The sequence below is a fragment of the Rhizobium sp. BK591 genome, assembly GCF_014195045.1.
Taxonomy (GTDB): Bacteria; Pseudomonadota; Alphaproteobacteria; order Rhizobiales; family Rhizobiaceae; genus Rhizobium; species Rhizobium anhuiense.
In genome coordinates, this window is the sequence record NZ_JACIAZ010000005.1 from 114,544 (window position 1) to 131,639 (window position 17,096).

The following is a 17,096-nucleotide window of genomic DNA, read 5'->3' on the forward strand; positions in this document are numbered from 1 at the left end:
ACAATTCGTCATTCCGCCGCCTCCACCAGAGGTGCCGGCGAAAAATCCTTCGGGAAATGCGTCATGGCGCTCATCACCGGATAAGGCGTGAAACCGCCCAGCGCGCAGAGCGAGCCGAACTTCATCGTGTTGCAGAGATCGGCAAGCAGCACCCGGTTCTTCTCCGGCTCGATGCCCTGAGCGATCTTGTCGGCCGTCTCCACGCCGCGTGTCGAGCCGATGCGGCAGGGCGTGCACTTACCGCAGCTTTCGACGGCGCAGAATTCCATGGCGAAACGCGCCTGCTTCAGCATGTCGGCCGTGTCGTCGAAGACGACGATGCCGGCATGGCCGATGAGCCCGTCCCTGGCGGCGAAGGCTTCGTAATCGAAAGGCGTGTCGAACAGCGCCCGCGGGAAATAGGCACCGAGCGGCCCGCCGACCTGCACGGCCTTGACCGGCCGTCCCGTCGCCGTCCCGCCGCCGATCCTGTCGACGATATCTCCGAGCGAAAGGCCGAAGGCCGTCTCAAAGAGACCACCATATCTGACATTGCCGGCAACCTGCAGCGGGATGGTGCCGCGTGAACGGCCCATGCCGAAATCGCGGTAGAAGGCGGCACCCTTTTCCAGGATGACCGGCACCGAAGCCAGAGAGATCACGTTGTTGATGACGGTCGGACAGTTAAACAGCCCCTTATGCGCCGGCAGCGGCGGCTTGGCACGCACGATGCCGCGCTTGCCTTCGAGACTGTTGAGCAGGGCCGTCTCCTCGCCGCAGACATAGGCGCCGGCGCCGGTGCGCACCTCGATATCGAAGGCACGGCCGGAGCCGAGCACCGATGATCCGAGAATGCCGGCCTGCCGGGCGATGCCGACGGCTTCGGTCATTACCGCGATCGCGTGCGGATATTCCGAACGCGTATAGACGAAGCCCTTGGTCGCGCCGGTGGCGAGCCCTGATATCGCCATGCCCTCGATCAGCACGAAGGGATCGCCCTCCATGATCATCCGGTCGGCAAAGGTGCCGCTGTCGCCCTCATCGGCATTGCAGACGATATATTTGCGGTCGCCGGCAGCATCGAGAACGGTCTTCCACTTGATGCCGGTGGGAAAACCGGCACCGCCGCGTCCACGCAGGCCGGAATCGGTGACTTCCTTGACGATATCGGCTGATGTCATCGAAACGGCGCGTCGAAGACCGGCAAGGCCGCCATGCGCCTCGTAATCCGCAAGCGAAAGCGGATCGGTAATGCCGCAGCGGGCAAAGGTCAGGCGGGTTTGTTCCTTGAGGAACGGGAGGTCTTCAACCTCCCCGAGACAGAGCCGATGCTCGCCGCCGTTCATCATCCCGGCATCGAACAGAACAGCCACATCCCCGGCCTTTACCGGGCCGTAGCCGATGCGCTTGCCGTCAAGCTCGACCTCAACTAGCGGCTCCAGCCAGAACATTCCGCGCGAGCCGTTGCGCACGATCTCGGCATCGAGGCCGCGGGCGGCGATCTCCTGGGCAATCGCCTTTGCCACCTTTTCGGCCCCGAGCGCCAGCGCTGCGGCATCGCGCGGAACATATATCCTGACCGTCATCGGCGTGCCTCCGCAACGAGTTCCGCCGCCATCTGATCGTCGATCCGGCCATAGACCTCGCCGTCGAGCATCGCCGCCGGCGCGCAGGCGCAGAGCCCGAGACAGTAGACCGGCTCCAGCGTCACGCCGCCATCGAGCGTCGTCTGATGAAAATCGATACCGAGCAGCGTCTTGACGCGCTCAGCCAAGCCATCGCCGCCCATCGACTGACAGGCTTCGGCGCGACAGAGCTTCAGCACATGCCGGCCGGCGGGATGGTCGCGATAATCGTGATAGAAGGTCACCACGCCATGCACCTCGGCGCGGGAGAGGTTCAGTTCCTCCGCGATGACGGGCATGGCCTCCTGCGGCACATAGCCGAATTCTTGCTGGACCTCGTGCAGAATGGGAAGCAGCGGCCCTTCGAGAAAGCGAAGATCGGCGACGATGGCACGTGTGCGCGCTGCAATATCGCCTTCGGCGATATGAATGGTCATAAGGCAGCCCTCCCGGCGGCTCGCTCGTTGCGGAATGGCAGGCTCCCCCGGCCGAGTGCCATTCCGCAAGCAGCATCTCAGGGAAGCAGCCGGCGATCAATAAAGCTATCACGTTGCACGATAGTTTTTTTCTATCAGAGTTCCTCGTCTTGTACGAGCACTCTCGCCTCGTGCAGCAGGGCCGAGACAAGCGGCGTGAAAGGCTCGCGATAAGGGGCAACGAGGCCGACCAGATGATGCGCCTCCGGCTCGACGATCGGGATCATGCGGATTTCCACTGGAAATCCAAAGGATTTGGCGACGTTGCGCGGCATGATGCTGGCCCAGCGTCCGGTCCTGACATGCGAGAACAGCACGATCATCGAGTTGGATTCGAGTGTCGGATGCACGGTGGCGCCGGCTTCCGTCAAGTGCCGGTTGATGATGCGGCGGTTCTGCATGTCGGCGGTCAATAGACAAAGCCGAAGATCGCCGACCTCTCGCCAGGTCACGTTGTCGCGATCCGACAGTGGGCTGCCGGCTGCCGTGATCAGATGATAACGCTCGGCATAGAGGGGAACGGTCGTGACGCGGCCGAGCGGCTCGTTTTCGAGATAGGTGATGCCGGCATCGATTTCGAGATTCTCGAGCATGCTCAGCACCTGCAGCGAATTGCGCGAGACGATCGAGAAGGTCACGCCGGGATGCCGTTCCTGGAAGGGCGTGGTGATGCGCGAAAGCATGGCGAGCGCGGTCGGAATGGCGGCAAGACGAATATGGCCGGAAAGGCCGCGGCGTGCGGCACGCATCTCCTCGCGCATGGTGCGGGCGTCGCCGACGATGCGCCGGGCCCATTCGAGCACGCGCTGCCCCTCCGGCGTTAGCCCCTGGAACCTTGAACCGCGCTGTACCAGCATGACGCCGAGTTGATCCTCGAGCTGCCGGATGGCCGCCGAAAGCGTTGGCTGCGAGATGCCGCACTCCTCCGCGGCGCGGCCGAAATGCTTTTCATTGGCAAGCGCGATGAAAAATTCCAGCTTGTCGATCATCCGGCCTCCCGCGCCATTTCGCGTCCGGACCTATCTTCGACATAGCAGCCGTGCTCCGCAAGGGCGGTCGCTAACAGTTTTCTGCAATCGGAAAAAGCTCGAACAGCGATTCGAGGAAGGCGAGCACGCTGACATTGCCGATGCTGTAATAGACCAGCCTGCCCTGACGGCGCGTATTGACCAGGCCTTCGAGCCTCAAGCGCGCCAGCTGCTGCGAGACCATTGCCTGCTGTATGCCCAGAATATGTTCGATTTCACTGACCGTCCGCTCCTCATTCGCCAATATGCAGAGGATGAGAAGTCGGGTCTGGTGCGCCAGCGCTTTCAGCAGGTCGCTCGCTTCATGGGCTTTTGCAGCGAGTGTGTGCAATTCCTGGCCGGTCATCCCCGGCTTGGGTTTGGGCAACGGCATGCGGTATCTCGGAAGGGAGGCGATGAGGTAGATCAGTACAATAGCATATTCGCACAAGCGAATTGGCCAAAATGACGAAATGCCAAAAAAGGTCCAAGCAAATCAGCAGATAAGCTGACCGCCATTGATCTCGATCACCTGGCCGGTGATGTAGCCCGAGAGGGAGGGAGCCGCCAGGAACAGATAGGCGGGAGCGCAATCCTCCGCCGTGCCGAGCCTTTGCAGGGGGATGGATTTTCTTGTCTGCTCCAGCTTTTCGCGGGAGGAATAGCGCTCATGGAAATCCGTCTCGATCGTTCCCGGTGACACGCAATTGACCCGGATTCCATCCGGTGCGAGCTCACGGGCAAGCGCCTTGGAATAGGTCGCAACGAAGGCTTTCGAGGCCGAATAGATCGAGGAACCGGGGCTGCCGCCGGTCAGCGCCGAAATCGAAACCGTGTTGACGACAGCGGCGCCTTCAGCCGCCTTTAATGCCGGCAACAGTGCACGTGTCAGCGCCACCACCGATGTCTGGTTGAGCCGCACGATCGCCTCATATTCTGCGTCGGTGAGCGTGGCCGCGGGAAACCGGCCAAGCATGGTGCCGGCATTGTTCACCAGCACATGCACCCTGTCGAAGAAGGCGAGAACGTCTTCGGCAAATTGCGCCGCCCCACCGGCCGCCGAGAAATCGGCGTGCAGCAGCAGCGCCCGTCTTTCGGATTCAGCCGTCAGCAGGAAATCCGGCAGCTCGCGTCCCGGCTTGCGCCCGGTATGGACGATCACTTTTGCGCCGCAGTCCAGGAACTGCCGGGCCACTTCGAGGCCGATGCCGCGGCCGGCGCCGGTCACGACGACATTGCGATTTTCGAACAGTCTGGGATGAAACACGAAGCCGTCCTCCTCGCGGACAGTGCCGCCGGTTGCGTCACTCGCCCTTAACATATGAGCGCGCCGACCGAAAGAAAGGCAGGTACCGATCTTTCCCGGGAGACGCAGCCAAGTCTCCCTCTGGGGAAGGGCTCTAGCTTTCGGTCTCCAGAAGCCGCGCACCCGACCCCTCTTTGCCGAGCCGATCGCAGGGATTGCGCAACGGACAGCTTTCGATCGACAGGCAGCCGCAGCCGATGCAGCCGGTCAGACGGTCGCGCAGCAGGCTCAGCCGCCTGATTCGCGCGTCGAGATCATCCTTCCAGCGCGCCGACAGCACCTGCCAGTCGGCGACGGTGGGCGTGCGTCCTTGCGGCAGCGACTCGAACGCCGCCTGGATTTCCGAAAGCGGAATGCCGACACGCTGCGCCACCTTGATGATGCCAAGCCGGCGCAGCACGTCACGGCCGTATCGCCGCTGGTTGCCGCGGGACCGGATGCTCGAGATCAGCCCCTTGGTCTCGTAGAAATGCAGCGCCGAGACGGCAAGGCCGCTGCGCTCCGCCACTTCGCCAACCGTCAGAAGTCTGCCGAGCGGCGTTGCAGGAATCGTATCCATCGGCTCTTGACCTCAATATTAGTTGAGGTTTTATAACCCGTGCTTCGATAATCGTAAAGTCCAATCGCGACAAGGAGCAACGCATGAAAACACCCACCAGGCTGGCGGTCATCTATGGCAGCACGAGAGAGGGCCGCATCTGCGACCGGGTGGTCAAATGGCTGACGCAGGAGCTCGTCCGCTTCCCGCAATTTGATATCGACATCATCGACCCGCTCGATTTCGCGCTGCCGGTAAGCCGTGACGTGGCACACCCCGAAATCGACAGGCTCGCCGGGCGGCTTGGCATGGCCGACGCCTTCATCATCGTCACCCCGGAATACAATCACAGCTTCACGGCCTCGCTGAAGTCGATCATCGATTTCTTCTTCGAGCCCTGGCAGGGCAAACCTGTCGCCTTCGTTTCCTATGGCGGCATATCGGGCGGCCTGCGCGCCGTCGAACAGCTGCGCCTCGTCTTTGCCGAACTCCACGCGGTCACGATCCGCGATTCGGTGAGCTTTACAGCACCTTGGAACCGCTTCGACACCGAGGGACGGCTCGACAATCCCACCGACGCGATGCGTCTGCTCGACCGGATGATGGCGAGGCTGGAATGGTGGACACGGGCGCTCGTCACTGCCCGCAGCGATTGCCCCTATGCCGACATCGCCGCCTGAGGCAGCAAGCTCCGGTTCCGTTCCCGGCAGGTACGGAACCTCGAGGGACACCCGGGCAGGACCTCCGTCCGGGTGTTCTCAACAGTAAGGCATATCAGGCGATACCGGGCATGGCAGGCTCATCCCGACCGCATGGACGGGTTCGCAACTTTGCAGTTGCGGGGAGAAAACCCCGGTGATAGTTTCCGCGCCATTAACGGGGGAGCTCCGTATTGCCGGGGCTGAGATGTGAGGTGCAAGCCTCTGGACCCTTCAAAGCTGATCTGGGTAATGCCAGCGGAGCGAGGTTCAGATGTTTTCAGGCGCACAAGTGTCACTCTATCCGATGTCCGGCGATTTCGTCGGCATCATTCTCGATGCCGTCAAGGCGCTCGATCCCTATCGCGACCGGCTGCGCATCGAGACCGATGACATCTCTACGCTGCTGGTCGGCCCGCCTGACATTCTTTTCGCCGCCATGCACGATCTTTTCGTCACCGCCGCAAAGACCGGCGAACATTGCGTGCTGTCCGCCGCCGTCTCACGCGGCTGCCCCGGTGAGCCCGACGAGGCCATCTGCGGCGTCAACCCCTCCTCCGGCCAGGCAGAGCCGCTTGCTGACCGTATAGCGGCCGCCCTTGCCGCCGTTGAAATCACCGCCGAGACCGGACAGCCGACCGCTGCCCAATTCTCGCTCTACGTCATGGGAACCGGCACCCATATGGACGAGATCTATGGCTGCATCGACTTTCTCAAACGCTCCGGCACTTTCGACCGCGCCAAGAATTTCTGCACCAGGCTTTCTGGCGATGCCGGCGCCGTCTTCGCAACCATTCGTGAGGCCTTCTATCGCTTCGGTGACCCCGAGGGGCATGTGACCCTCGATATCACGGTGTCAGCCAATACAGCGCCGCGCGTCTTTTCAGACGCGCAAAGGACGCTGTAACACTTTAAATTGCTGCATAATTTTATCCTTAAATCGATTCCGATTTAAGGAATTATGCAGTGCCCGACGAAAGCCTGAAATCGAACGCCGATGACACCGCTACCACCACTGGGTTCGCGCCTTGCCGCGCTCCGCGCCGCTCTCTACCGGGGCATACCTGCCCTGCTCGCCGGCTGCGCCTTTTTGGCGGCATGGGAACTCTATGTCGATCTTTCCGGGATCAAGCCCTCCATCCTGCCGGCGCCGTCGCGCATCGTCATCCAGGGCTGGCTGAACCGCGAGGCGCTGATATCAAACACCTGGCCGACGCTCGGCGCGACGCTTGGAGGTTTCGCGCTGTCGCTGGCTTTCGCCTTCGTAGCCTCGATCCTCATGGATTTCGTGCCCTTCATGCGCCGGGCATTGCTGCCGATCTTCATCGCCAGCCAGACCCTGCCGCTGGTGGCGATCGCGCCCCTCGTCGTCCTCTGGTTCGGCTTCGGCCTGCTGCCGAAAGTGTTGCTGGTGGCGCTCGTCACCTTCTTTCCGCTGCTCGTCGCCCTGCTGCAGGGCTATGAATCGACCGACCGCGACATCGCCGAATTGCTGAATTCGATGAAGGCGAGTCGCTGGCGGATTTTCTGCCTGGCCCGGCTTCCCTCCTCGCTGCCCTATTTCTTCGCCGGCCTCAGAATCTCGATCACCTATGCCGTCGTTGGCGCGATTTTTGCCGAATATGCCGGCGCCGCCCGCGGCCTCGGCATCTATATCCTCAACGCCAAGAACAATTTCCGTCCCGATCTCGTGCTCGCCGCCGTCGTCGTCAGCGCCGTGCTCACGCTCGGCCTCTTCGGGCTGACGCTGTTGATCCAGCGCCTCGTCATGCCCTGGCAGCCAACCGGGGAGCGGCGCCGATGAGCGATACAATGGTTGAACTCGGTAGTATCTCGAAGTCCTTCGACGGCATGAAGGTGCTGGGCGACATTTCGCTCGCCGTCGCAGACGGCGAGTTCGTTTCGATCGTCGGACCGTCCGGCTCCGGAAAATCGACGGTGCTGCGGCTGCTGACACAGGCGCTTCGACCCGATTCCGGCACCATGCTTTTCAACGGCGTGCCGCTGGAACAGGCACCGCATTCCTTCGCCTTCATGCCGCAGCGCGATGCGCTGATGCCCTGGCGCCGGATCATCGACAATGCGGCACTCGGCCTCGAGGTGAAAGGCATGAGCCGCCGCGCGGCCCGCGCCGCCGTCGCGCCTTTGTTCGAGAGCTTCGGCCTTTCCGGCTTCGAACACCACTATCCTTCCGAACTATCCGGCGGCATGCGCCAGCGCGCCGCACTGCTGCGCACCGTCGTCCAGACGCAGGACATGCTGCTGCTCGACGAGCCCTTCGGCGCGCTCGACGCGCTGACGCGCACGCAGATCCAGGAATGGCTGCAGGGCATGTGGACCGAGCACCGCTGGACGGCGCTGCTGATCACCCATGACGTTCGCGAGGCCGTGTTCCTCTCCGACCGGATCTACGTGCTTTCGGCCCGTCCGGCGCGTATCATCCGCGAATTCCGCGTTCCCCTGCCCCGTCCGAGAAGCATCGCCGACCTCGGCTCGCCGGCGGCCCAGGCGATCGAAACCGAAATCCTGCAAACCCTGCTTCATCCGCAAGAACAGGATGATTTTAGGCCGGTCGGCCCAAAATCTGAATCGCTGTTCTAATTTATAGAGTTAGAGCATGATGTCGTCCGAAACCGCCGACACTTTTCGGCATCATGCTCTAGAGACCTGAGGAGGTCACCATGCTGCTTCTCACCCGCCGCCAGACGATTTTCGCCGCCATCGCGGCAAGCCTTGCCGGCCGCACCGCCTTCGCCCAATCGGCGCCCGCAAAGGTTCGCATCGCGCTCGACTGGACGCCCAACACCAACCATATCGGCATCTATGTCGCCAAGGCGAAGGGCTTCTACGCCGATGCCGGACTCGATGTCGAGATCCTTCCCTTCACCGATACCAGCGCCGGAACACTGGTGTCGAACGGCGTTGCCGATTTCGGCATCAGCAGTGAGATCGAGACCCTCACGCAGCGCGCCGGCGGCGGTGACGTGAAGATGGTCTACGGCGTCGTCCAGACAGAAACCGCACGCCTGATCTTCAAGGGCGGACGCGACGACATCAAGAGCCCGAAAGACCTCGACGGCAAGACCTATGGCGGCTTTGGCGGCACCTGGGAGAGCGCGCTGATCTCCGCAATGATCCGCAATGACGGCGGCAAGGGCGACGTCAAGACCGTCACCCTCGGCACCTCCGCTTACGAGGCGCTGGACAATGGCTCGATCGATTTCACGCTGGAGATCTACACCTGGGAAGGCATAGCCGCCGAACTGGAGAACCGGAAGATCGGCCGCTTCCACTATTCCGATTATGGCATTCCGGACGAGCAGACGACGGTCATCGTCTCCAGCGACGCCTATCTCTCGGCAAACCGGGAACACGCCCGCGCCTTCATCCAGGCCACGCGCCAGGGTTATGCCTATTCCGTCGACCATCCCGACGAAGCCTGCGATCTGCTGATCTCTGGAAGCAATGGCGCACTGATGAATACGGAACTGGTAAAGGCGTCTCAGAAGGCATTGATCGAGGGGCACTTCCTGAAATCCGAGGCCGGCGTGATCGGTAAGCTCGATCCGGCAAAGGCCGAAGCCCTCGGCGGCTTCCTGCTCGAGAATGGGATTCTGGTCGACGCCAATGGCGCCGCACTCAAGGAGAAGCCGGACTTTTCCACCTATTATACCAACGAACTTCTCGACTGAGCCCAACGCCTGCCTTGCCCGTCGGGGCTTTCCGCTGCAAAGTCCGAGACCCGGAGCATGATGTCGTGCGAAAACCGCTCACACTTTTCGGCATCATGCTTTAGAGCGCCGCGCGTCCTTTCGGATGCGCAAAGGACGCTCTAACACTTAGAATTTAGGCATCGTGCTTTCCGAAAATCGATTCCGATTTTCGGGCCGATGCGCTAGGCAAGGCGGGGGATAGGATGCGACAACAGGAGAGACTGGCCGGAGCGGACTTTCTGCGCGCGACGGCCTGTCTGCTGGTGCTTGCCCACCACTTCGCGCTGCGGCTGGATATGCGCAGAATCCCCGACGAACTCGGACCGACCGCACATGTCCTCCGCTTCGGCAATTTCGGCGTTGCCGTGTTCTTTGTGCTCAGCGGCTTTCTTCTTGCCCATCCCTTCTGGCGCGCGCTCGACGCGGGCAGCAACCTGCCGAGCCTGCGGCATTACACGATCCGCAGGGCAGCGCGCATCGCTCCGGGCTTCTGGGTTGCCGCCACCATCAGCTTCGCCCTCAGCCTGACGCTGCTTGCCCTGCCGCTGACACCGGAGCTTGCACTCCGCTATGTCTCCGGGCTGCTGTTCATGAGCCAGTGGCACTGGCGCACCTTCTTTCCTGTCGAAGCCGACGGGCCGCTCTGGTCCATTCCCTTCGAGGTCACCAGCTATGTGCTCCTGCCGGTCTGCTTTCTCCTGCTGTTTCGTTTGCCCATCCTGAGACAACGCCCGCTGCTTGCGCGCTTCGCCTGGCTATGCGTCATCACAGGCGTACTCCTGGCCCATCTGCTGATCCTCACCCTGTTTCCGCTCGGCGACATCGGACGCGGTTGGCAGTACGGCCTGCAGGGTGGGGCGAAGGAATGGATGCCGAGATATAATCCGATCGGCTTCTTCGCCGTCTTCGCGCTCGGTGCGCTCGCCGCCGGCCTCGAGACCATGCTCCCACGAAGACGCTCTTCCTGGTTCGATGCCGCAGCGCTTCTCGCCCTCGCCATTGCCGGCTACCGCCTCGTGATATCGCCCGGCGGCTCCGCCGAGGGTTACGGCTGGCTCGAAATCCCCTATGGCTTTCCGGTCTTCCCGCTGGCGGTCGGGGCGGCCCTCGTTTCGCTCAGCCATTCGCAACGGTTGGGCAGGCTGCTCGACAACGCGCCTGTCCGCTACGTCGCGAAGATCTCCTTCGGCATCTATATCTGGCAGGAGATTATCCTGCTATTGATCCAGAAGCTCGACCCGGGCTCGTTCGGCGCTTCCTCGGAAAATGTTGTGACCGGCTGGCTGCAGTCTTGCGGACTGGCGGCAGCGCTTATCCTTCTGGTAGCAAGCCTCAGCTACCATCTGCTGGAGAAACCGGCGATCGATTTCGGAAACCGGCTGACAGCTCGCCAATCCAATCGGGCTACTCCTTTCAAAGTATAAGTTTCCGGATAGCGCAACTACAGGCATTAAGGTTAACGCGAAATACTCCCATTTTTGGTGTCTTTAGGGTTACGGAATTCTTATTTATACCGATGACAAACGATACGTGACCATGTATCTGTCTCCTTGCTGTTCAGTATCGCATCTAAACTTGTGGACCTTGCGTAATGAATGCTTTTACTTCGAAGACGAATTCACGCTTCGATCCGTCTCAGCGTCAGGACAAAACCAAGACCCTGGTTATCGCGAACTCCAATATTCGCCAGCCGGATAGCTTTTCCCCTGTCGAAAGAAAAATGGCTGTGCGACTGAGCGTGAAGCGGTTGATCGACATCGTCGCCTCACTCAGCGCCCTCGTCGTGCTGGCGCCGATTTTTCTGGCAATCGCTCTTTTCATCAAACTCGATGATGGCGGTCCGGTGTTTTTCCGCCAAATCCGCTGGGGGCTGAACGGCCGGAAGATCACGATCTTCAAATTCCGATCGATGCGCGCGGAAGCTTGTGATCCCAGCGGCGTTCAACAGACCGTCAAGGGTGACAGCCGAGTGACCGGCATCGGCGCGGTGCTCCGCAAGACCAATATCGACGAGCTGCCGCAGCTCTTCAATGTCATCAGGGGCGACATGTCGCTGGTCGGCCCGCGCTGCCATGCCATCAACATGCGGGCAGCCGGCCGGCTCTACGAAGAACTGGTGCCGGACTATCATCACCGCCACATCATGCGTCCCGGCATCACCGGTCTTGCGCAGACGCGCGGCTGGCGCGGCCCGACGGCGCGACGGCTGGAAGCCCGCGCCCGCATTGCCTGCGATATCTATTATGTCAGGAATTTCAGCCTGCTGCTCGACTTGAAGATATTGTTCAAGACGATTGCCATCGAGCTACGCGGCGGCACCGGCTTCTGAGCCGAAGCCGGCCACTCGGTACACATCGGCAAAGCGGCCCCATCGGGCCGCTTCTTCATTTCAAGCCGCCCGCGCTATCGCGACAGCTGAACAGGCACAAAAAAGGGCGGCTGTTGCAGCCGCCCTTGATCGTCGCAGTCGATGGCGATCAATCCTGTTGGACGATGCCGCTCAGATGCGTCAGTTCCATGATGAAATGCTCGAGCTTCGACTTGTGCTCGTGCAGCTCGGCATGCTCGAGCTCCTGGCGGGCAGCCTCGATGCGGCGGGTCAGCTCGTCCTTGTGGAGTTCCTCGACCGGAACCGCGGATTCGGCAAGCAATGTGCAACCGGTCGGCAGGATATCGGCAAAACCGCCGAACACCACATAGTCCTGCTTCTTGCCGGAGGCCGAACGCACGCTCACGACACCCGGCTTGATCGTCGTCATCGTCGGCGCATGATTCGCCATGACCGTCATCTCGCCTTCAGTCGCGGGAATGACCACCTCGGTCACCATCTCCGACAACAGCAGACGCTCCGGCGAAACGAGCTCAAAGTTGAAATTGTCAGCCATCAGTGACTTACCTTCTCGGCTATGGCTTTCGCATCTTGCAATTTGGTCCCGCAGAACGGGCAGTGCATTATCGCTTGGTCGAGATAACCGAGGCCTTCCTCGCTCTGGACCAGACCCACCACCATCATCAGCACGCCGTTATCGGCGCGATAGATAGTCGGCGCGGCTGGTTCCGGAAGATCCGCCACGACCCCTTTCAGGGAGTCGCAGCAGAATATCTCGTCCAGCGCGTCGCTCATTAAGCAGCTGTGAGCTTCTTGGCCTTTTCGACCGCTTCTTCCATCGATCCGACCATATAGAAGGCAGATTCCGGCAGGTGATCATATTCGCCGTTAACGAGGCCCTTGAAGCCCTTGATCGTATCTTCGAGAGCAACGAGCTTGCCCGGCGAGCCGGTGAAGACTTCGGCGACGAAGAACGGCTGCGACAGGAAACGCTCGATCTTGCGGGCCCGGGCAACCGCGATCTTGTCCTCTTCGGACAGTTCATCCATGCCAAGGATCGCGATGATGTCCTGCAAGGCCTTGTAACGCTGCAGCGTCGACTGGACCTTGCGGGCGACTTCGTAATGCTCTTCGCCGACGACCAGAGGGTCGAGCATGCGCGAGGTGGAGTCGAGCGGATCGACGGCCGGATAGATGCCCTTTTCGGCGATCGAGCGCGACAGAACCGTCGTTGCGTCAAGGTGCGCGAACGAGGTTGCCGGAGCCGGGTCGGTCAAGTCGTCGGCCGGGACGTAAATGGCCTGGACCGAGGTAATCGAGCCGGTCGTCGTCGTGGTGATGCGCTCCTGCATCTGGCCCATGTCGGTTGCGAGCGTCGGCTGATAGCCGACGGCCGACGGAATGCGGCCGAGCAGAGCCGACACTTCGGAACCTGCCTGCGTGAAGCGGAAGATGTTGTCGACGAAGAACAGAACGTCCTGGCCCTGGTCGCGGAAATGTTCAGCGACCGTCAGGCCGGTCAGGGCGACACGGGCGCGGGCGCCCGGCGGTTCGTTCATCTGGCCGTAAACCAGCGCAGCCTTCGAACCTTCGCCGCCGCCATGCTTGTTGACGTTCGATTCGATCATTTCGTGATAGAGGTCGTTGCCTTCGCGGGTACGTTCACCGACGCCCGCAAAAACCGAATAACCACCATGCGCCTTGGCGACGTTGTTGATCAGTTCCATGATCAAAACGGTCTTGCCGACGCCAGCGCCGCCGAACAGGCCGATCTTGCCGCCGCGTGCATAGGGAGCGAGAAGGTCAACGACCTTGATGCCGGTGACGAGAATCTGCGATTCCGTCGACTGCTCGACATAGGACGGCGCATCCTGGTGGATGGCGCGCTTGTGAGCGGTGACCAGCGGACCGGCTTCGTCGACCGGCTCGCCGATGACGTTCATGATGCGGCCGAGCGTCTCGTTGCCAACCGGAACCATGATCGGAGCGCCGGTATCGGCGACTTCCTGGCCGCGCACGAGACCGTCGCTCGAATCCATCGCGATGGTACGGACGACGTTTTCGCCAAGGTGTTGCGCAACTTCGAGAACCAGGCGGTTGCCATTGTTGCTGGTTTCCAGCGCATTCAGGATCTTCGGCAGTTCGCCTTCGAAAGCAACGTCGACGACGGCGCCGATAACCTGGGTGACTCTGCCGACAGAGCCGATCTTGGGGGTAGCTGCCTCAGCCATTTTCTGACCCTCTTTTCCTAGCCTCAGAGCGCTTCCGCGCCCGAAATGATTTCAATGAGTTCCTTGGTGATCTGCGCCTGACGCTGGCGGTTGTAGCTCAGCGTCAGCTTATTGATCATCTCACCGGCATTACGCGTCGCATTGTCCATCGCGCTCATCTTGGCGCCCATTTCACCCGCGACGTTCTCAAGAAGCGCGCGGAAGACCTGGACGGAGATGTTGCGCGGGATCAGATCTTCAAGGATCGATGCCGGATCCGGCTCGTATTCGTAGACAGCGCCTGCATGGGCGGCATCTTCGGCCTGCACAGCTCCCGTTGAAGCCGGGATGAGCTGCTGCGCCGTCGGAATCTGGCTGATCACCGATTTGAACTCGGAATAAAACAGCGTGCAGACGTCGAATTCGCCGGCAGCATACATCTCGATAAGGCGTTTACCGATCTGATCCGCATTCTCGAAGCCGACCCGCTTGACGTCCCGCAATTCCTTGCGCTCGATGATCAGCGAAGCGAATTCGCGGCGAAGGATGTCGTAACCCTTCTTGCCGACGGTGAAGATTTTCACCGTCTTGCCCTCGGAAACCAGCTTGCGCACATGTTCGCGCGCGAAGCGCGCAATCTGCGAGTTGAAACCGCCGCAAAGACCGCGTTCGGCCGTGCACACCACCAGCAGATGAACCTGGTCCTTGCCGGTGCCGGTCATCAGCGCCGGCGCGCCATCGGCGTCGGTGACAGCCTTGGCGATATTCGCCAGAACTGCACCCATGCGCTCCGAATATGGCCGAGCGGCCTCGGCCGCCTCCTGCGCGCGCCGAAGCTTCGCCGCGGCGACCATTTTCATCGCCTTGGTGATCTTCTGCGTCGCCTTGACGGAGGCGATCCGGTTTTTCAGATCCTTAAGTGAAGGCATCCGTTATCCGTCCTAACTTAGGGCCCGATTACGAGAAAGACTTTGCGAAGCTATCGAGAGCAGCGGTAAGCTTGCCCCTGGTATCGTCGCTGATTGCCTTTTCCGTGCGGATCGCGTCGAGGATGGCGGAGCCTTCCGAACGCAGATATGAGAGGAAGCCCTGCTCGAACTTGCCGACCGAAGCGACCGGCAGCTTGTCGAGATAGCCGTTGACGCCTGCAAAGATCACGGCGACCTGCTCTTCCGTCTTCAGCGGCGAGAACTGCGGCTGCTTCAGGAGTTCGGTCAGGCGTGCGCCGCGGTTCAGCAGGCGCTGCGTCGCAGCGTCGAGGTCCGAACCGAACTGGGCGAAGGCGGCCATTTCGCGATACTGGGCGAGTTCGCCCTTGATCGAGCCGGCAACCTGCTTCATCGCCTTGATCTGTGCCGCAGAGCCGACGCGGGAAACCGACAGACCGACGTTCACGGCCGGGCGGATACCCTGGTAGAACAGGTCGGTTTCAAGGAAGATCTGACCGTCGGTGATCGAGATCACGTTGGTCGGAATGAAGGCCGATACGTCGTTGCCCTGCGTTTCGATAACCGGCAGAGCGGTCAGCGAACCGGCGCCCTTGTCGTCGTTCATCTTCGCAGCGCGCTCGAGCAGGCGCGAGTGCAGGTAGAAAACGTCGCCCGGATATGCTTCGCGGCCCGGCGGGCGGCGCAGCAGCAGCGACATCTGGCGGTAGGATACGGCCTGCTTGGACAGGTCGTCGTAACCGATCAGCGCATGCATGCCGTTGTCACGGAAGTATTCGCCCATGGCGCAACCGGCAAACGGAGCCAGGAACTGCATCGGCGCCGGATCGGACGCGGTGGCGGCGACGATGATCGAGTACTTGAGCGCGCCGCGCTCTTCGAGCACCTTGACGAACTGCGCGACGGTCGAACGCTTCTGGCCGACAGCGACGTAGACGCAATAAAGCTTCTCGCCTTCCGGACCGTTGTCGTGAATAGCCTTCTGGTTGAGGAAGGCATCGAGAAGGATCGCGGTCTTGCCGGTCTGGCGGTCGCCGATAACAAGCTCGCGCTGGCCGCGGCCGACCGGGATCAGCGCGTCGATGGCCTTGAGGCCGGTCGACATCGGCTCGTGAACCGACTTGCGCGGAATGATGCCGGGAGCCTTGATGTCGACGCGCGAACGGCGCGTCGCGTTGATCGGGCCCTTGCCATCGATCGGATTACCGAGCGCGTCGACCACGCGGCCGAGCAGCTCAGGGCCGATCGGAACGTCGACGATGGCGCCAGTCCGCTTGACGGTGTCACCTTCCTTGATGTCGCGGTCGGCGCCGAAGATGACGACACCGACATTGTCGGCTTCAAGGTTCAGCGCCATGCCGCGGATGCCGCCCGGGAACTCGACCATTTCACCGGCCTGGACATTGTCCAGACCATAGACACGAGCGATACCGTCACCGACGGAGAGAACCTGGCCGACTTCCGAGACTTCTGCCTCTTTGCCGAAATTTTTAATCTGGTCTTTGAGAATTGCGGAAATTTCCGCGGCGCGGATATCCATCAGCCAACCTCTTTCAATGCGAGCTTAAGGGTAGAGAGTTTGGTACGAAGAGACGTATCAATCTGACGGGACCCGACCTTCACGATCAGACCACCAAGAATTGACGGATCAACCGTGACGGCAATCGTCACGTCTTTGCCGGTAACGCTCTTGAGTGCCACCTTCAATTCGGTTTCCTGCGCTTGTGAAAGCGCATGCGCCGAGGTGACCTCGGCGGAGATTTCACCGCGATGGTTCGCGGCGATGATGCGGAAGGCCTTGATCATGCCCGGCAGGGCGAACAGGCGGCGATTGCGCGCCACGACCTTCAGGAAATTGGCGAAGAAACCGCTGATGCCAGCCTTCTCGCTGATGGCGACGATCGCCTTCAGCTGGTCGTCGGCGGAGAAAACCGGGCTTACGACGAAGCGCTTAAGATCGGCGCTCTCATCCAGCATCGCCTGGAAACGGTCAAGATCTGCGGTTACGCTGTCCACGGCGCCCTGCTCGAGCGCCAGTTCGAAAAGCGACGAGGCATAGCGCTCGGCAACGCCAGAAGTAAGCTGGGACGTGTCTGCCACTGGCACAAATTTCCCTGATTTCAACCCAAAATCCGGCTCTCGGCGGGCGCCGAACCTATGATCTTGAATTCGTTTTGATTTCCCCCAGAAATCACAAGAGAAGCCTCTTGCTTCTTCCGAAATTCGGGGTCCGTCTAACATAGGATGTTCGGACTCGCAACACGCGTA

At 61.1% G+C, this 17,096-nt stretch carries 19 protein-coding genes and 1 riboswitch; of the genes, 7 read left to right on the plus strand and 12 right to left on the minus strand.

The features are described from left to right. Positions 1-8: 8 nt before the first annotated feature. From FHX10_RS22535 to soxR, 6 genes are all read right to left on the minus strand, one after another. Positions 9-1,565 (minus strand): formate dehydrogenase beta subunit, encoded by a 1,557-nt coding sequence (locus FHX10_RS22535; protein ID WP_028756027.1) that lies wholly within the window; start codon positions 1,563-1,565, stop codon positions 9-11. Continuing rightward, complete coding sequence (locus tag FHX10_RS22540) at positions 1,562-2,041, minus strand: formate dehydrogenase subunit gamma (RefSeq protein WP_028756028.1); 480 nt, start codon at positions 2,039-2,041, stop codon at positions 1,562-1,564. The genes FHX10_RS22535 and FHX10_RS22540 overlap by 4 nt, the downstream gene beginning before the upstream one ends. Positions 2,042-2,175: 134 nt before the next feature. Further along, a complete protein-coding gene (locus FHX10_RS22545) occupies positions 2,176-3,069 on the minus strand; it encodes a LysR family transcriptional regulator (protein ID WP_028756029.1) in 894 nt (297 codons plus the stop codon). 70 nt (positions 3,070-3,139) lie between these two features. Continuing rightward, on the minus strand, positions 3,140-3,481 hold the full coding sequence (locus tag FHX10_RS22550) for an ArsR/SmtB family transcription factor (RefSeq protein ID WP_028756030.1): 342 nt from the start codon (positions 3,479-3,481) through the stop codon (positions 3,140-3,142). A 102-nt stretch (positions 3,482-3,583) separates the two neighbouring features. After that, the gene (locus FHX10_RS22555) at positions 3,584-4,408 is read right to left on the minus strand and encodes an SDR family NAD(P)-dependent oxidoreductase (protein WP_174824499.1); all 825 of its coding nucleotides are present in this window, start codon (positions 4,406-4,408) and stop codon (positions 3,584-3,586) included. Positions 4,409-4,487: 79 nt separating this feature from the next. Further along, positions 4,488-4,952 (minus strand): redox-sensitive transcriptional activator SoxR, encoded by a 465-nt coding sequence (gene soxR, locus FHX10_RS22560; protein WP_028755831.1) that lies wholly within the window; start codon positions 4,950-4,952, stop codon positions 4,488-4,490. Positions 4,953-5,035: 83 nt separating this feature from the next. On the opposite strand from soxR, the gene FHX10_RS22565 reads away from it, so the two are divergent. From FHX10_RS22565 to FHX10_RS22595, 7 genes are all read left to right on the plus strand, one after another. Further along, on the plus strand, positions 5,036-5,611 hold the full coding sequence (locus tag FHX10_RS22565) for an NADPH-dependent FMN reductase (protein WP_063473458.1): 576 nt from the start codon (positions 5,036-5,038) through the stop codon (positions 5,609-5,611). Between the two features lie 188 nt (positions 5,612-5,799). After that, positions 5,800-5,913: riboswitch (TPP riboswitch) on the plus strand. After that, positions 5,904-6,536 carry a YkoF family thiamine/hydroxymethylpyrimidine-binding protein gene (locus tag FHX10_RS22570; RefSeq protein ID WP_028755833.1) on the plus strand — a complete coding sequence of 211 codons (633 nt, stop codon included), beginning with the start codon at positions 5,904-5,906 and terminating at the stop codon, positions 6,534-6,536. (Overlaps the previous riboswitch by 10 nt.) Before the next feature lie 90 nt (positions 6,537-6,626). Then, the gene (locus FHX10_RS22575) at positions 6,627-7,433 is read left to right on the plus strand and encodes an ABC transporter permease (RefSeq protein WP_063473457.1); all 807 of its coding nucleotides are present in this window, start codon (positions 6,627-6,629) and stop codon (positions 7,431-7,433) included. Continuing rightward, on the plus strand, positions 7,430-8,230 hold the full coding sequence (locus FHX10_RS22580) for an ABC transporter ATP-binding protein (RefSeq protein WP_063473456.1): 801 nt from the start codon (positions 7,430-7,432) through the stop codon (positions 8,228-8,230). Before FHX10_RS22575 ends, FHX10_RS22580 begins: the two co-directional genes overlap by 4 nt. Before the next feature lie 80 nt (positions 8,231-8,310). Next, positions 8,311-9,321: an ABC transporter substrate-binding protein gene (locus tag FHX10_RS22585; protein WP_047615541.1), complete on the plus strand. Its 1,011-nt coding sequence runs from the start codon at positions 8,311-8,313 to the stop codon at positions 9,319-9,321. Between the two features lie 224 nt (positions 9,322-9,545). After that, positions 9,546-10,766 carry an acyltransferase family protein gene (locus FHX10_RS22590; protein ID WP_028755837.1) on the plus strand — a complete coding sequence of 407 codons (1,221 nt, stop codon included), beginning with the start codon at positions 9,546-9,548 and terminating at the stop codon, positions 10,764-10,766. Between the two features lie 167 nt (positions 10,767-10,933). After that, positions 10,934-11,671 carry a sugar transferase gene (locus FHX10_RS22595; protein WP_028755838.1) on the plus strand — a complete coding sequence of 246 codons (738 nt, stop codon included), beginning with the start codon at positions 10,934-10,936 and terminating at the stop codon, positions 11,669-11,671. A 148-nt stretch (positions 11,672-11,819) separates the two neighbouring features. Here the strand turns inward: FHX10_RS22595 and FHX10_RS22600 are convergent, their stop codons facing one another. The 6 genes from FHX10_RS22600 to FHX10_RS22625 are packed head-to-tail and all read right to left on the minus strand — an operon-like array spanning position 11,820 to position 16,934. Then, positions 11,820-12,227: a F0F1 ATP synthase subunit epsilon gene (locus tag FHX10_RS22600; RefSeq protein WP_028755839.1), complete on the minus strand. Its 408-nt coding sequence runs from the start codon at positions 12,225-12,227 to the stop codon at positions 11,820-11,822. Then, positions 12,227-12,466: a hypothetical protein gene (locus tag FHX10_RS22605; protein ID WP_027682592.1), complete on the minus strand. Its 240-nt coding sequence runs from the start codon at positions 12,464-12,466 to the stop codon at positions 12,227-12,229. Before FHX10_RS22605 ends, FHX10_RS22600 begins: the two co-directional genes overlap by 1 nt. Further along, entirely contained in the window at positions 12,466-13,902 is a 1,437-nt protein-coding gene (gene atpD, locus FHX10_RS22610; protein ID WP_028755841.1) for a F0F1 ATP synthase subunit beta, read from the minus strand. Before atpD ends, FHX10_RS22605 begins: the two co-directional genes overlap by 1 nt. Before the next feature lie 23 nt (positions 13,903-13,925). Next, on the minus strand, positions 13,926-14,810 hold the full coding sequence (locus FHX10_RS22615; RefSeq protein WP_063473455.1) for a F0F1 ATP synthase subunit gamma: 885 nt from the start codon (positions 14,808-14,810) through the stop codon (positions 13,926-13,928). A 28-nt stretch (positions 14,811-14,838) separates the two neighbouring features. After that, the gene (atpA, locus tag FHX10_RS22620; RefSeq protein WP_028755843.1) at positions 14,839-16,368 is read right to left on the minus strand and encodes a F0F1 ATP synthase subunit alpha; all 1,530 of its coding nucleotides are present in this window, start codon (positions 16,366-16,368) and stop codon (positions 14,839-14,841) included. After that, the gene (locus tag FHX10_RS22625; protein ID WP_028755844.1) at positions 16,368-16,934 is read right to left on the minus strand and encodes a F0F1 ATP synthase subunit delta; all 567 of its coding nucleotides are present in this window, start codon (positions 16,932-16,934) and stop codon (positions 16,368-16,370) included. Before FHX10_RS22625 ends, atpA begins: the two co-directional genes overlap by 1 nt. Positions 16,935-17,096: the final 162 nt, after the last annotated feature.

What these genes read in the sequence shown, in the direction of transcription:
- FHX10_RS22535 (WP_028756027.1), bottom strand. Translation starts at nt 1,565, where the DNA reads ATGACGGTCAGGATATATGTTCCGCGCGATGCCGCAGCGCTGGCGCTC.
- FHX10_RS22540 (WP_028756028.1), bottom strand. Translation starts at nt 2,041, where the DNA reads ATGACCATTCATATCGCCGAAGGCGATATTGCAGCGCGCACACGTGCC.
- FHX10_RS22545 (WP_028756029.1), bottom strand. Translation starts at nt 3,069, where the DNA reads ATGATCGACAAGCTGGAATTTTTCATCGCGCTTGCCAATGAAAAGCAT.
- FHX10_RS22550 (WP_028756030.1), bottom strand. Translation starts at nt 3,481, where the DNA reads ATGCCGTTGCCCAAACCCAAGCCGGGGATGACCGGCCAGGAATTGCAC.
- FHX10_RS22555 (WP_174824499.1), bottom strand. Translation starts at nt 4,408, where the DNA reads ATGTTAAGGGCGAGTGACGCAACCGGCGGCACTGTCCGCGAGGAGGAC.
- soxR (WP_028755831.1), bottom strand. Translation starts at nt 4,952, where the DNA reads ATGGATACGATTCCTGCAACGCCGCTCGGCAGACTTCTGACGGTTGGC.
- FHX10_RS22565 (WP_063473458.1), top strand. Translation starts at nt 5,036, where the DNA reads ATGAAAACACCCACCAGGCTGGCGGTCATCTATGGCAGCACGAGAGAG.
- FHX10_RS22570 (WP_028755833.1), top strand. Translation starts at nt 5,904, where the DNA reads ATGTTTTCAGGCGCACAAGTGTCACTCTATCCGATGTCCGGCGATTTC.
- FHX10_RS22575 (WP_063473457.1), top strand. Translation starts at nt 6,627, where the DNA reads ATGACACCGCTACCACCACTGGGTTCGCGCCTTGCCGCGCTCCGCGCC.
- FHX10_RS22580 (WP_063473456.1), top strand. Translation starts at nt 7,430, where the DNA reads ATGAGCGATACAATGGTTGAACTCGGTAGTATCTCGAAGTCCTTCGAC.
- FHX10_RS22585 (WP_047615541.1), top strand. Translation starts at nt 8,311, where the DNA reads ATGCTGCTTCTCACCCGCCGCCAGACGATTTTCGCCGCCATCGCGGCA.
- FHX10_RS22590 (WP_028755837.1), top strand. Translation starts at nt 9,546, where the DNA reads ATGCGACAACAGGAGAGACTGGCCGGAGCGGACTTTCTGCGCGCGACG.
- FHX10_RS22595 (WP_028755838.1), top strand. Translation starts at nt 10,934, where the DNA reads ATGAATGCTTTTACTTCGAAGACGAATTCACGCTTCGATCCGTCTCAG.
- FHX10_RS22600 (WP_028755839.1), bottom strand. Translation starts at nt 12,227, where the DNA reads ATGGCTGACAATTTCAACTTTGAGCTCGTTTCGCCGGAGCGTCTGCTG.
- FHX10_RS22605 (WP_027682592.1), bottom strand. Translation starts at nt 12,466, where the DNA reads ATGAGCGACGCGCTGGACGAGATATTCTGCTGCGACTCCCTGAAAGGG.
- atpD (WP_028755841.1), bottom strand. Translation starts at nt 13,902, where the DNA reads ATGGCTGAGGCAGCTACCCCCAAGATCGGCTCTGTCGGCAGAGTCACC.
- FHX10_RS22615 (WP_063473455.1), bottom strand. Translation starts at nt 14,810, where the DNA reads ATGCCTTCACTTAAGGATCTGAAAAACCGGATCGCCTCCGTCAAGGCG.
- atpA (WP_028755843.1), bottom strand. Translation starts at nt 16,368, where the DNA reads ATGGATATCCGCGCCGCGGAAATTTCCGCAATTCTCAAAGACCAGATT.